The following is a 13,969-nucleotide window of genomic DNA, read 5'->3' on the forward strand; positions in this document are numbered from 1 at the left end:
TTCTTTTGTCCAAATATCTAATAATTATATCATTCCTATTTATAATAATATATTTTTTTTATATTACATTCCATGGTATTTAACTGTTCCATAACTTTTTGATCAGTATTAATAACCCCGTTCCATTCAAATAATGAATTGGCCTATCAGTCATATTCATGTATAATTAGAAGGCACAAAATATATTTTATAGGGGAGTTCTAAATTATGAAAATCAGTAAATTCATTGGGATCACATTACTGTTTACAGCACTTGGCTTAGGGATAGCCAGTCACAGTACATCTAGCTCTGTCTCAGCAAAAGTTAAACTATCATCTTCAAAATACATTGCACATGCGCCTGTTAGAATTAAAACGAAAGCTTATAATGTTTATGCTTACCCTCGAACTTTAAATTCAAAATCAAAGTTCATGCACTATGGTTCAAGTTATCATTCAACAACTTTTTACATCACAAAAACGATTAAATTATCAGATGGAAAATCATATTCTTGGCTAGTTAATGGTGCTGGAAAAGCGTATGGCTATATAAATACCAAAGCCACAACCGTTTATGCATCTCCCAAAACAGATAAATCAGATAGTAACCATACACCTGTTAGAATTAAAACAAATGCTTATAATGTTTACAGTTATCCAAGAGCATTACACGGTGCTTCTACATTTATGCACTATGGTACTAGTTATCACTCAACCACTTTCTACATTTCCAAAAAAATTACAACGGCATCAAATGTAAGCTACTCAAAACTAACATATAGTGACGGAACTTTGTATGGTTATGTGAATACTAAAGCATTAACGAATTACGAAACCGTTAAAGATATCAAAACTTCTTCATCAAAAACTAAATATCGTATCACGTCTGACATCTCTAACATTCATAACGCACCACTAAACACTATTTATGGAAATAAAACAACACATTATTCAAAAAATTACTTCGATACTGATTTATATATCACCAAAACAGAAACACGAACACAAGATGGCGCTAAATTTTCATATGTTAAAACTGGGAAAAACGATCTCGGTTGGATTTATAGTGGCTATTTAGCAGCCTGGACACCTGCTACAGATGTTCTTGTTGATATGCATGATGGTAGCCTAGATACAGGCAATAAATTAGCAAATACTGCGGCTACTAATTTCTATCAAAAAAAGCCTAATTATTCTTCAGTTGATGCAACAACAAAATCAGGTAGTACTTATAATGCAACTGGTTCAAAACAATTTAAAACAAATTATTTCTTAACTGCTTCATATAAATCAAGTGGTGATTGGGGTAATATACAAGGATTTGTTATCAATGGTCACTACCTTTATGCATCAATCTCAACTGATTCGAAAAAAGGAACTGGTAAGATTGTCCGTTTTGATACTGATAAGATGAACGCATTAAATCTAAATAATAGTAAGGGATTTGGAGAATTATGGCAGGCTTTTTACTACCTCCGTCAATCGCAATCTCTTAGCTACTACAAAGCAAACTACCCTGCTTCAACTTATAAAGGTAAATATAATTTCTATGTTTCTAAATATAATGCATACAAAAAATATGAATCTATCATTAAAGTCGGTCCTGAATTCATAATAGGCCATGGTCAATCTTTAGATTATAAAACAAATGGTTCAAATAAAGGTCTCTACATGTATCGTGATACAAGCTCAAAATCACTTACTGAATCCGACACAGTAACTATTCAACATATCAATTCGTCAACGCTAGCACCTGATAACTATACTAATATGCAATGGAACGATGGTTATGGTAATTTTATGCAAAGTAATAATTTAACTTTTGCAGATAACAATAACTTCTATTCATACACAATGATTGGTAGCGGATCTGGTTCAGCCGGTAAGTATATTCGAATTTGGAAGGGATCTATAGATGCCGACAATAAAGTCACCGTAAAAGTCGTTGGACAATTAGCCAACCGGGTGGGTGACTCTCCACAATCAATTGCTTATAGTTCAAAAACAAATAAAGTTTACCTCGTAACAGATGACGCTTTTGTCGCTGTTAACGCTTCGAAATTAACAGTTGATAATAATCATAACAGTGCCTTAACAACAAATGATGTTTCGTATACCCGTATCAATTCTTCACGAGAAACTGAAGGGATGCAAATCATTAACGGTTACGCCTACATGTTATTTAATAGAACACCTGAGTTAATTAAGTCAACAACAGCCGGTTATTAATCAACCATTGTTGTAACTATAGTTATCCTAAAAAATAGCAACTACCATTTTAAAAATGATAGTTGCTATTTTTTATTCTAAATTACTATGGCTCGCCTTCGCCTGATCATTTGATACGTTGTCTCTACGACTTACCTTCAGCACTAATGCATCCAGAGCAATATGCACACTTTGATCAAATAGCGTACTCAATAATTGGATTGACTTTACACTATTATCAGCTTTTGTTGCACCAGGCACAACGACAACTGAGTTAGATACTTTCGCTAAAGGAGACTCGCCGTTACTTGTAAGCCCGACTACTTTAACGCCAATTTTCTTAGCACTTTCAGTTGGTTCAAGTACACTCTTAGTTGTCCCAGAGCCAGAAACAGAAACTAGCACATCCCCTTCTGCAATTGACGGTGTAATTGTCTCACCAATTACAAAGACCGTATAACCGATATGCATTAATCTCATTGCGAATCCTTTTGCCATTAACCCAGATCGCCCAGCACCTAAGATAAAAATTCTTTTATCTTTCGTAATTAACTTCTCAGCACCATTTAATTGGTCATCACTAACTTTAGCAATGACCGCGTTAATTTCATCCATTATTTCATCAAGTAAACTCATTTAATAACCTCCATAAATTTTTTTGCCATATCTAATGGTTTCTCATTATTCATTATTTTACCACCAACAATGATTCTTTCCACGATACCTTGAACAGCCAATCTTTTTGCCTGTTCAATATCAATACCACCGGCAACCGCGATTTTTTTTATATTTGGAAATTTAGCATGGAATTCAGCCACCGCTTTTACGGCATCAAAATCTTGATCTTTCTTATCATGTGAGTAATGTAATCCAAAAATGGCTTCATCAAATTTTTGTAATTTTTCAATTTTCGTCTCATCTACTTCCAATAAATCTATCAGAATGTTTTTTTTCTGATTAACCGTTAATTCATAAACTTGTTCAATCGTATCAATTGACGAACTTGCCATAACCGTTAACGTATCCGCGTTAGCAGAGAATCCCTTTTCAAATTCATAAACACCCTCATCAATTGTCTTTAAATCAAATAATACTTCTGATTGATTAACTTTTTCCGTAACAGATTTTAACGCATTTATCCCATAATCTTTAATCAAAGAGGTCCCAACTTCGATGACATTGACAACACCATCTAAGTAGCTGACGCTCTCCATAAGGTCTTCTAACGTAACGCGATCAATAGCGACTTGTAATTTCATTATTCCTGTACGCCTTCCTTTTTATAAAAATCCTGTAGTTCTTTAGGTGTTGGGTAGCCATCATTATCACCTGGTGTCTGAACTTGAAGCGCACCAACTGCATTTCCTCGTAAAACGGCTGACTCCATAGATTTGTTTTCCAATAATGCTGTAATAACGCCTAATGCAAATCCATCGCCTGCACCAACAGTATCCACAACTTTATCCACTTTGAAGCCTTTAATCGTTTTCATACTACCATCTGAATTTTTGATAAATGCACCACTTGCACCTATTTTAACAATTACCGTTTTTGTCCGTTTGCCTTTTAAATAAAAGTCGGCAATTTCTTCTGGATTATCACTGCCCATCAGAATTTTTCCTTCTTCAACACCTGGTAAAACAACATCTGCATAACCTGCCAGTTCATTAACGGTCGCAACCATATAATCTTTACTTTTCCACAATGTTGGTCGTAAATTAGGGTCAAATGTAATGAATTTTTGGTTATCCACAAGGCGTGTTAATAACGTTCTAAATGTTTTTTCGGCCACATCTGAAATAGCTGGGAAAATACCAGACATATGCGCTATTTTAACATCATCTAAATTTATTGCATCAATTCGATCACTTGTTAAATGAGCTGCAGCTGACCCTTTACGGTAATTAAAAGTCTCTGGGTCACCCGTTGATACGAGTTGTTTCAATTGATGCCCCGTCCAATGATTTTCACTTTCGCTAATATAATCGATACCCACACCATGTCCTGAAATAATACTCTTCGCGTATTGGCCAAAAGGTTCTGTTCCAACTCGAGAAACATATTCAACATCATGCCCTAAGCGTTTAACTCCGATCGCTACGTTTAATTCTGCGCCACCTAATATTTTCACATAATTAACTGATTCTGATAAGCTTTGATCCATATCTTTTGAGGCAAATGTAATGATTGGTTCGCCAATTGTTATAACTTCACTCATTATATTTTCTTCCCTTCATGTCTCTTAATTTTAACCGAAAAAGTAATAAACTAAAACTTCATTAATAATTGAAACAAACCACATGATTGGAACACCTCTTTTTAATAAATCTTTTGATTGAACTTTCATATAATCAAGGCCCCAAACATTCCATGATTGCGTGATTCCTGTTGAAACAGCAAGAAGCGCAGGCACATAGAGAAGTGGTAATAAGAAGGCATCATTGAACAACCCGGTTCCCGAAAGAACCGCTGCAGTTGCAGCTCCAGCACCCCAAACATGTAACGGACCTCTGAATAACGCGAGCGGTGCTAATACTCCAAATACAATAGCAAGGATTAAATGGTCATGCGGTAATATCAGACTAAATACATGTTGAAACCTAACAGCGTTCAACTGAGCAGCACCAGCAAACATCACTAACGCCATTAAAAACATAATCAATCCTGCGATATCACCAATCGCTTTTTGAATCGTACTATTCAAGAAGTCGACGAAATTTTTATATCCTTTCATATTTCCAGTAACAGCTATCGCAAACAATGTTGCTAAAGTTAATCCTGGAATAGCATCCCAGCCGAAAATCATATTCATAACGACCGGAATAATTGGTGCAACAAATGCAATTTTTGGTATGGGGCGACTTTCAGAATTTTGTTGTGTCTCACCAATAATTTTTAGATTTGAATCAACATTTTCTTGAGTAAATTTCTTGCGATGTAAAACTAAGAAAATAATTACCGCGATTAATTGAACTGTCATTGCTGTCCAACCGAAGATTAAGTATTGTCCGCCGTATACGGCATTTGGAAAAAATGCTTTAATTTGATTGAATAAAACAACATTAATGTACATTGGTGCCCCAATTGACATGACAAATGCAGTAAGTGCGATGTCTCTTGGAATACCTAGGGATAACATGATTGGTAATAAGATAACCCCTATCGCAATCACAGATCCCACTCCGTATGCGCTTACAAAAATAAACGCTGTTACCAAAACAATTAAAATAGCTGCTATTAATGGTCGTTTTTTCCCAACTTTTTTTGTTGCTTCTGAAATTGCAGGCGCAATCCCACTATCAACAAGAACCCTTCCGAACCATGATCCAAATGCAATATAGATAATTGTCGGTCCATAATTCAATGCTGGTTCAGCAAATACTTTTTGAACTGCCTTATCGAATGGAATTTGTCCAATGATAGACCATAAAATAGCCATTACGAAGAACCCGACCATGATGTTTCCACCCTTTAAAATATAAATAATAAATCCTACAAAAGTGATTAATAATAAAATCGGTATTAGGGTTGCCATAAGCTAGTCCTCAATTTCTTTTTTTAATAACACTATCTGGGATTGAATTAACGCTTTGTTATCCATCGGATATTCAAGAGCGAAAGCCACTTTTTTTGGTAGATGGGCTAAAATAGCTCGCCAATCAAACATTCCTTCATCTAAATTTTTCGACGTCATTAAGTTTCCAGCATTATTAATAACGTTTTTCAAATGGATATAGTCCGTGTATTGTGAAAGCTCATCTGCACTCTGAATAGCATCTTGTTTCGTAAAAGCCCAATTACCAAGATCATAAACATAACCAACAGGCACATTTTGTCGTTTAGCACTTTCTAAAAATGTCGTTAATGCCTTAACACTGCCACTTAATGCAGTTTGATCATTTTCAACATTCATTGTTATTTTGTCTAAAGGAAATTCACTAAAAGCCTGCTTTAAATCTCCAGTAAATGCCGCAAAATTTCCAATATTAAATTTAATTTTTTTGATTCCCATAATTAAACCTTCTTGAAAATAAGTAACTAATTTAGGGTTTAACGTGCCATTGTCTAAAAAAACTTGATCAGGAACACTATAATTAACAATTAATCCGTATTGTTTTGCTTTTTTTGCAACTTTGGGTAATTCACTATCTAAATCTTTAAAATATTCACGTCTAACTTCGATACCGTCAACACTTAATTTTGAAACGCGATCAACCAATTCATCCTGTTTAATTCCATTTTCTACATCATTCTCAAAAATCCATGTATTTAAAATAACTGTCATCATTTTTCCTCCAATATTAATATTTATTGAGTTTCTTTACCCTATTCATTAATGTCTCAAAATTCATGTCCTCGAATTTTTCTGCATTTTTATTATCAAAATTTTCTCGTTCTATCTCGTTAAAATTTTCTGCTAAGTAATATGCCGTCAAATAGGCTGCAAGGTAATTCTTAGCCGTTTTCACCATGTTTTCATCCTCAAACTTAGCCTCTACAGTTGTAGAGGCAAAGCCCAACGCAAATTTATCAACATCTAAAAAAGTTCTTTTATCCATTTTTAGCGCCTCCAATTCATTATCTATTAACAAGTTAGGTAAACGTTTACATGGATAGTATATATGCAGTATTCCATAATTGCAAGTCTTAAATATAAATATATATTTCTAAACAAGGTAAACGTTTACTCCAGTAAGGTATCTAGCCTGTTTATTTTTTTAACTTTAAATTACATTTTAAGGACAATAAAAAAAGACTTACCCTTGAGCAAGTCTTTTCCATATTAGTATCTACTTAAATTCAGCAGGTATAATTATTTTTTTATTTTTCGTATTTGTTTCACCATTTAATTCATTCAACAATAATTCTGCTGCACTAGCACCTAGTAAAAAAGGATTTTGATTAATCAACGAAGTTCCTGAATTAATCGCTTTTATGACTTCAGTATCTGAAAATCCCGTTACCGCTACCCGTTGATTGACCATGAATCCATCAGCGATAATTTTAGGTAGTAAGTAAAGCAACCAACGTTCCTTCAACGCAAATACAAGCGTTCTTTTATCATCACGTATTAATCTATTTTTCAGTTCAGCATATGTTTGATTTAATTTTGTATCACCATCTATAACCTCAATCACCTTAGTGTCTGGACTGACCGAATTAATTCCGTTATACCGCTCTTCCCGAGTTGAAATACCTGTCACTTCACCAGTAATGATAATGACTTGATCAAATCCTTGATTTAGATAATATCTTGTTACTTGTTGGCTAATATCAAAGTTATTTGTAACAACATTAGCTAAACTAGAATCAGAAAGTTCACGATCAACAATAACAATGGGCATGTCTCGTCTAACCGCATCCCTTAAATCGGCTTCTTTTCTAAGTATTGGTTGCATGATTAGTCCATCAAACGATTTTTCGCCAATAATTTTAAGGATACCTTGTTCTTTATATTTATTAGAATCGGAATCAAATAAAACCGCTGTATAACCTTGTGCATCTAAAATTGAGCTAATACCTTTAAACATTTCTGTGGCAAAATAATCATCCACATCTGAAACAATTGTAGCAATCATTCGACTTTTTTTTGTAATCATCTGTCTAGCCGCGTCATTAGGGACATAGTTTAATTCTTTAATCACATTTTGGACTTTCAATGCTGTCTCTTTAGACATACGCTCTGTTTTACCATTCAAAAAACGTGATACAGTTGCGATTGAAACATCTGCCTTACTTGCAACATCTTTTATATTCGCTTTAGTAGCCATTTTTTCATCCATTCATTAATTATATTATTTCGTCTAGTTTTCCTTTTATTCCGTTGCTAAACTATCTATATATTACCATACTGCTCAATTTATTAGAAAATACCTCACTAAAATAGTAAATAAAAAGGATAATTCTACTTAAAATTCAGAATTATCCTTTTTATTTATTATTTTCACGTTCCGCTAGTTCGAGGTAACGATTGTACCAGATATCTATATATTCTTTAGAAAATGGCCCTTTCCCGTTATCTATCCAGTCCACAAGTGTTCGGACGTTATACTTCAATATCTTATCGATATCGTCAGAATATTCCCATTTTTTCCCGTGTTCTGCATATTCATCTACATCCAATAACCGTTTCTCACCATCTGGGAAAACTTTGACATCTAAATCATAATCTATATATTTCAAAGCTTCCTTATCTAACGTGGCTGGTGAAGCCAAATTACAATAATAAGAAACGCCGTTATCACGTATCATGGCTATAATATTAAACCAATAGTGTTTATGAAAAAAGATAATTGCTGGTTCTCTGGTCACCCATCGCCGGCCATCTGCTTCGGTCACCAATGTATGATCATTACACCCAATAATCATATTCTCACTTGTTTTCAACACCATCGTATCACGCCATGTTCGATGCAAACTACCGTCGTGTTTATAACTCTTTATGGTAATGAAGTCGCCCTCTTTAGGCTCCTTTGACTGATTACTCATCTCTACCAAAACCCACTTTCTAAACACGTAGTGCATTTTACATCGATTGCATGAATATTATACCAAAAAAAGAACTATTTTACTAAAATTTATTTGAAGAAAGGCTGATATATTTGTCCCAAATTTTTTGTTGTACTTTAGGAACTGCAATCTGGTCAAAATCTTTTTCAAGTATGAATTCGCCAGGAAAATAACTTAAGTCAAACGATTTACTTTTCACGGTAAATAATTCAATTAACCATTTTTGATGGGTAAAGGTATGTTTTACGACGGAACCTTCTAATGCTGAAAAAATCAACTTATGGTTCAAATTATCTTGGCTCCATTGGCCTAATTTTATAACTAAATCATCCGTTAATAACACGTCTCCTGGTTTGTCTTCCAGTTCTTCCAGCTTAATTAAAGGAAACGCTAATAAATTTGCGAGCATCCCTTTACTAGAACGTTTCTCAAATAAATACCCTTTTTTTGTTTCAATTATCAAAGCAATATAGGGCATTTCAACTGGTCGCGGCTTCTTTGATTTCACTGGATAATCAAGTTCTTTACCATCTAAATAAGCTTGATTAAACGACTTAACTGGAGAATGTTCAGAATCTGGATTCTTAGCACTCATGTAACTTGAACCCAAATCCATGACAGCTTGGTTAAAGTCTCCAGGTCTTTCTTTAGAAATAATTTGTTGAATGACTTTTTCAAAAATAAGTCGGGTCTGTGGTTTCGCAATATCATCTTCTATCTCAAATAAGCGTGAAAATACACGAAAAGCATTACCATCAACGGCAGGAACAACTTCGTTAAAAGCAATACTTGCGATTGCTCCGGCAGTATATGGCCCAATTCCAACTAAATTTTGCAGTTCCTTAGCTGTTTGCGGCCATTGCCCAGAATAATCTTGAACAACTTGTTTTGCTGCTTTTTGCATGTTTCGAACTCTTGAATAGTAACCGAGTCCTTCCCATGCTTTTAAAATACGTTCTTCTGGCGCATTAGCAAAATTTTCAACACTCGGAAACCATTCCATAAATCGTTCATAGTACGGAATAACCGTATTTACTTGTGTTTGTTGGAGCATAATTTCTGATACCCAAATATGGTAGGGTTCATGGTCTCTGCGCCAAGGAAGATCCCTTTTTTCACTATCATACCAAGTTAACAATGCCTCTTGAAAAGCTGTGATTTTTGCGTCATCCCACATTATCATTCAAGCGCCTCATCTTGTTCTTTCAGCTCAATATATTCATTAATATCATCAAACTGAAACCCTTTTTGAAATAGCCCCTGTTTAACTTTCATGGCGCGCTGACTACCTTCCAAGCGACGTTGCCGTTTCCAGACTTTATCCCCTTGTTTAACAAGTGCATCCCATTCGGCTTCGGGATCAATTTCAAGTTCTAAGGCATCCATTATTTGTGAAATGTCATCAGACTTAAAGCCTTTAGTCATTAATGCCTGACGAACCTTGTTCTTTAAATTACTAAACGATTGATCGTGGTAATGCTTAACTAATTTTTCGGCGACTTTAATTCCATTTTCTAATTGGTCATCAACTGGAAATTCTTCTAAGGCTTCATCAATACTTTCAGCTGCAACACCTTTTAATCGTAACTTTTGGCGAATGACTGTTGGTCCTTTATCCGACGTGTGCATCATTGTTCTAACGTAACTTTTAGCATATTCAAGATCATTTACTAATCTAAATTCATATAACTTTTCGATTGTTTCTTCAATCGCGTCTTCCGTAATTTCATGTTTCTTCAAATAATCCTTAATCTCTTTTACGGTTCGCATTTGCGTTGATAAATAGTTTAACGCTTTTGAATACGCTTTTGAACGATCATCTGCATCAGCAATTTGTTTAATTAATGCCTCATCTAATTCCATCCCTTTAGCAAGATGAAATGAAATAAGAACTTCTTCCCCAATTGGAAAAGCATATTTTTCATCCAGAAAGACATTATATCGTCCAGCACGTTTTTGTGTGGTTATTTTTGTGATTTTTTTTGTCATATAGACTCCTTTAAATGCTTATCTTGTTATTATATCTTTGAACTGCCAAAATGCCAATATTCCTGTGTTATAATAAGAAAAAAGCAATAAGGAGTTTATAAAAATATGTCAGACAATCAAGAATTTGGATCAGAAATTGAAGCCGGTTCACGTTTTCCTTTAACTATTAAACGCTTAGGTATTAATGGTGAAGGCATCGGCTATTACAAACGTAAGATTACATTCGTACCTGGTGCTCTTCCAGACGAAGTCGTTGTAGCAGAAGTCACTAGTGTTGCAGATTCTTATATCAACGCTAAAATTCATAAAATTCGTAAACAAAGTCCTGTTCGCGTTGAACCAAAAGACGCAACATACAGTGAAGTCGGCGGAATTGAATTAGAACATTTAAACTACAAAGGCCAATTAGCTTTCAAAAAAGATGTTATCGTACAATCTTTAGAAAGATATAAACCGCGTGGTTATGAACACTATGATTTAAAAGAAACTATCGGTATGCAAAATCCATATGAATACCGTAATAAAGCGCAATTCCAAGTTCGCGAAAAAGATGGTCACGTCATCGCTGGACTTTACAAACCAAAGAGTCATGATTTAGTAGACTTAAAAGAATTCAGTACGCAACGTCCTACAACAATGCTTGTTATTCGTCACGTTGTTGCGTTATTAGAGGAACTCGGAATTCCTATTTACAATGAAGAAGCTAAATCAGGTATTATCAAAACGCTTGTTGTTCGTGAATCTTTTGATACCGGTGAGGTTCAATTAACCTTCATCACAAACTCGGCAAAATTACCTAAGAAACGTGAACTAGTTATGCATATCTTAGAAGAATTACCTATGGTTACTTCTGTCATGCAAAATATCAACAAAGGTGAAACATCACTTATTTGGGGTGACGAAACCATTAATATCGCTGGCCAAGACTTCATCATGGAACGTCTTGGTAAAATGAAATTCAAATTATCAGCACGTGCTTTCTTCCAATTAAACCCAGTTCAAACTGGCGTTTTATACGATGAAATCAATAAAGCTCTTAACTTAGATAAAAATGAATCATTAGTTGATGCTTACTGTGGTGTTGGTACCGTTGGCCTTTATGTTGCCCATGGTGCTAAAGAAGTTCGCGGTATGGATACAACACCTGAAGCGATTGAAGATGCACGAGAAAATGCTGTTCTATCACATCAAGAAAATACCACATATGAAGTTGGTAAAGCTGAAGATATCTTACCTAAATGGTTGGAAGAAGGTTTCGTACCTGATGCCCTAGTTGTTGATCCACCACGTACTGGTTTAGATGATCAATTAATTGAAGCCATCAATAAGAGTCGTCCTAAAAAATTTGTTTATGTATCATGTAATCCATCGACACTCGCAAAAGATTTAGAATTGTTAACAAAATCATACCGCGTTGATTATATTCAACCCGTTGATATGTTCCCACAAACATCAAAAGTTGAAGCCGTCGTTAAATTATCACGTCGTTCTTCAGGAAAATAAAGCAAAAAAAGAAGCCATAAAATGGCTTCTTTTTTTGCTTTAACTATTCGTTCGACCAACTAAGACGCTACCATAAGCCCAATAGGTCTTTCCTGTTTCAATAACTGTAAAACGGTACATATATGAATCTTCTTTACCATTTTCTTTAATTGTAGCCATGCAATCTACATTAACTGCTTTACCTCTAATTGTAGCATCACTTGCTCTTCCTGTTGTTACTGATAAATATGCTGAATTATAAACATGATTATGCAAGTAGTAAGTGCTTGTCGTACTTACGGTTCCAGTCTGTTTAAGTGACTTATAAGTAATTGATTGATTAAATGTTAAGGCCTTTGAATAAACCCAATATTTATTTAATCCTGATTTAATTTGATACCAAGTTGTTCCTTGGCTTCTATTTTCTGCTCGAGCTAATAATTTCACTGTTTGCCCAGTTAATTGTGTTGAAGAACCATAGTTAACCGTATTATCAGTAGAGTTCTTAACTGAGTTATAAAGCATATATTTATTACTATTAACTTTTGCAGTTTCTGAACCAGATGCACTATGCATTTCTAAATTAACTAGTGCATCCTTATTGACTGCTCCTGTGTAAACCCAATGATCATCTGAACCAATTTTAATACGATACATCGTTGATTTAGCACCATTATAATCAGTTATAACGGCTTTTTGATTAATTGTATATGTTCTATTTTTATAATTGGCTGAATCACCTGTCTTTTTAGATAGATAATCTGAATTGTATACATGATCATGTAACTGATATGACTTACCATTAAATTTAGCTGAAACATTCATTGGTGAGTAACTTACTTTTCTTAATTTTAAGGCGTCACTATAGATCCAATATTTTGTGGATGTCCCTTTAACACGGACGCGATACCAAGTAGTGCTACCATTTTTAACACCACGCATATCTGCATACAATGTTTTACCGCTTAACTTGCTGCTTGAACCTTTATCGACTGCGCCGACCGTCCCTTTAACATGGTTATAAAGACGGTAACTTGTATTATTCATCTGAACAGTTTCTGATCCAGCTGCACTGTGATATGCGACCTTCACACCTAATTGTGTGTAGTATTCTTTGATTAAATCATACAAGTCTGACATTGAATATGACTCATTAAACCATTTATTACCAGATTCGCTATAGTAACCAACTGGATCACCATGATCAGTTGCACCTAAATACTTACTGACATCTGCATGTGCCCAAACTGTTGCGCCCGCTCCATGATTGCTAGCAGTTGCTAAACTTGGTTTCAACCCATATTGTTGTAAAATATAGGCAGTATAGTAGGCGGCATTATTAACTTCTCGTGCAAATGCCGACTTGCTATGAACACGCGTTTCTTCAAATTGCACGAAACGTTGGTTACCTTTAGGACCAGAGCCCCATGACATGACGTTCGTTTTTGCAATATTAATAATATTATGATCGTCAACAAAACTGTGCACAAATGCATTACCATAATTGGCTTTCATAAAAGCCATTTCACCATATATGGTAGATGATGGGTTAGCTGTTTCATGAACAACAACACCTTCTGGTTTACCTTGACGATAAGTCATATCATCGGTTGGAAAACCACCCCAGATAGCACTTGTAATCTCATTTGGTGCAATATGTTGAGAATGTATATAATTATTTACCTTTGATGAAGCCGAAACTGATTGATTCATTAATCCAGCCGCTACAATCCCCAAAACAATGGCAAAACCCATTACTATTTTTTTCTGCATTTTCAATAACTCTCCTATTTTTTTATTG

The 13,969-nt window shown here is 34.7% G+C and carries 13 protein-coding genes; 2 read left to right on the forward strand and 11 right to left on the reverse strand.

All coding sequences use genetic code 11. The annotated features are described in order from the left end of the window. Nucleotides 1-207 precede the first annotated feature (207 nt). Nucleotides 208-2,208 (forward strand): hypothetical protein, encoded by a 2,001-nt coding sequence (locus tag AC1RPN_RS04335; RefSeq protein WP_481761512.1) that lies wholly within the window; start codon nt 208-210, stop codon nt 2,206-2,208. Nucleotides 2,209-2,280: 72 nt separating this feature from the next. Here AC1RPN_RS04335 and hxlB read toward each other — a convergent pair whose 3' ends face one another. The 10 genes from hxlB to recX form a co-directional block, all read right to left on the reverse strand. Continuing rightward, complete coding sequence (gene hxlB / locus AC1RPN_RS04340; RefSeq protein WP_481761513.1) at nt 2,281-2,823, reverse strand: 6-phospho-3-hexuloisomerase; 543 nt, start codon at nt 2,821-2,823, stop codon at nt 2,281-2,283. After that, a complete protein-coding gene (locus AC1RPN_RS04345) occupies nt 2,820-3,446 on the reverse strand; it encodes an orotidine 5'-phosphate decarboxylase / HUMPS family protein (RefSeq protein ID WP_481761514.1) in 627 nt (208 codons plus the stop codon). Before AC1RPN_RS04345 ends, hxlB begins: the two co-directional genes overlap by 4 nt. After that, nucleotides 3,446-4,405 carry a sugar kinase gene (locus AC1RPN_RS04350; RefSeq protein WP_481761515.1) on the reverse strand — a complete coding sequence of 320 codons (960 nt, stop codon included), beginning with the start codon at nt 4,403-4,405 and terminating at the stop codon, nt 3,446-3,448. The genes AC1RPN_RS04345 and AC1RPN_RS04350 overlap by 1 nt, the downstream gene beginning before the upstream one ends. 30 nt (nt 4,406-4,435) lie before the next feature. Then, complete coding sequence (locus AC1RPN_RS04355) at nt 4,436-5,722, reverse strand: gluconate:proton symporter (RefSeq protein ID WP_481761516.1); 1,287 nt, start codon at nt 5,720-5,722, stop codon at nt 4,436-4,438. A 3-nt stretch (nt 5,723-5,725) separates the two neighbouring features. Further along, nucleotides 5,726-6,472: a sugar phosphate isomerase/epimerase family protein gene (locus AC1RPN_RS04360; protein ID WP_481761628.1), complete on the reverse strand. Its 747-nt coding sequence runs from the start codon at nt 6,470-6,472 to the stop codon at nt 5,726-5,728. A gap of 16 nt (nt 6,473-6,488) precedes the next feature. After that, nucleotides 6,489-6,746, reverse strand: a complete 258-nt coding sequence (locus AC1RPN_RS04365) for a hypothetical protein (protein WP_481761517.1) — start codon at nt 6,744-6,746, stop codon at nt 6,489-6,491. 231 nt (nt 6,747-6,977) lie between these two features. After that, nucleotides 6,978-7,958 (reverse strand): LacI family DNA-binding transcriptional regulator, encoded by a 981-nt coding sequence (locus tag AC1RPN_RS04370; protein ID WP_481762409.1) that lies wholly within the window; start codon nt 7,956-7,958, stop codon nt 6,978-6,980. Nucleotides 7,959-8,118: 160 nt separating this feature from the next. Then, nucleotides 8,119-8,676, reverse strand: a complete 558-nt coding sequence (gene ntdP / locus AC1RPN_RS04375) for a nucleoside tri-diphosphate phosphatase (protein WP_481761519.1) — start codon at nt 8,674-8,676, stop codon at nt 8,119-8,121. A gap of 82 nt (nt 8,677-8,758) precedes the next feature. Continuing rightward, a complete protein-coding gene (mutY, locus tag AC1RPN_RS04380; RefSeq protein WP_481761520.1) occupies nt 8,759-9,880 on the reverse strand; it encodes an A/G-specific adenine glycosylase in 1,122 nt (373 codons plus the stop codon). Continuing rightward, on the reverse strand, nt 9,877-10,686 hold the full coding sequence (gene recX / locus AC1RPN_RS04385; RefSeq protein WP_481761521.1) for a recombination regulator RecX: 810 nt from the start codon (nt 10,684-10,686) through the stop codon (nt 9,877-9,879). Before recX ends, mutY begins: the two co-directional genes overlap by 4 nt. Before the next feature lie 105 nt (nt 10,687-10,791). Between recX and rlmD the strand changes: the two genes are divergently transcribed. Continuing rightward, entirely contained in the window at nt 10,792-12,189 is a 1,398-nt protein-coding gene (rlmD, locus tag AC1RPN_RS04390; RefSeq protein WP_481761522.1) for a 23S rRNA (uracil(1939)-C(5))-methyltransferase RlmD, read from the forward strand. Between the two features lie 39 nt (nt 12,190-12,228). Here rlmD and AC1RPN_RS04395 read toward each other — a convergent pair whose 3' ends face one another. Further along, nucleotides 12,229-13,941 carry an N-acetylmuramoyl-L-alanine amidase gene (locus AC1RPN_RS04395; RefSeq protein WP_481761523.1) on the reverse strand — a complete coding sequence of 571 codons (1,713 nt, stop codon included), beginning with the start codon at nt 13,939-13,941 and terminating at the stop codon, nt 12,229-12,231. Between the last annotated feature and the right edge of the window lie 28 nt (nt 13,942-13,969).

This window comes from Dellaglioa sp. CoH-57-MRSF-20 (assembly GCF_056781955.1).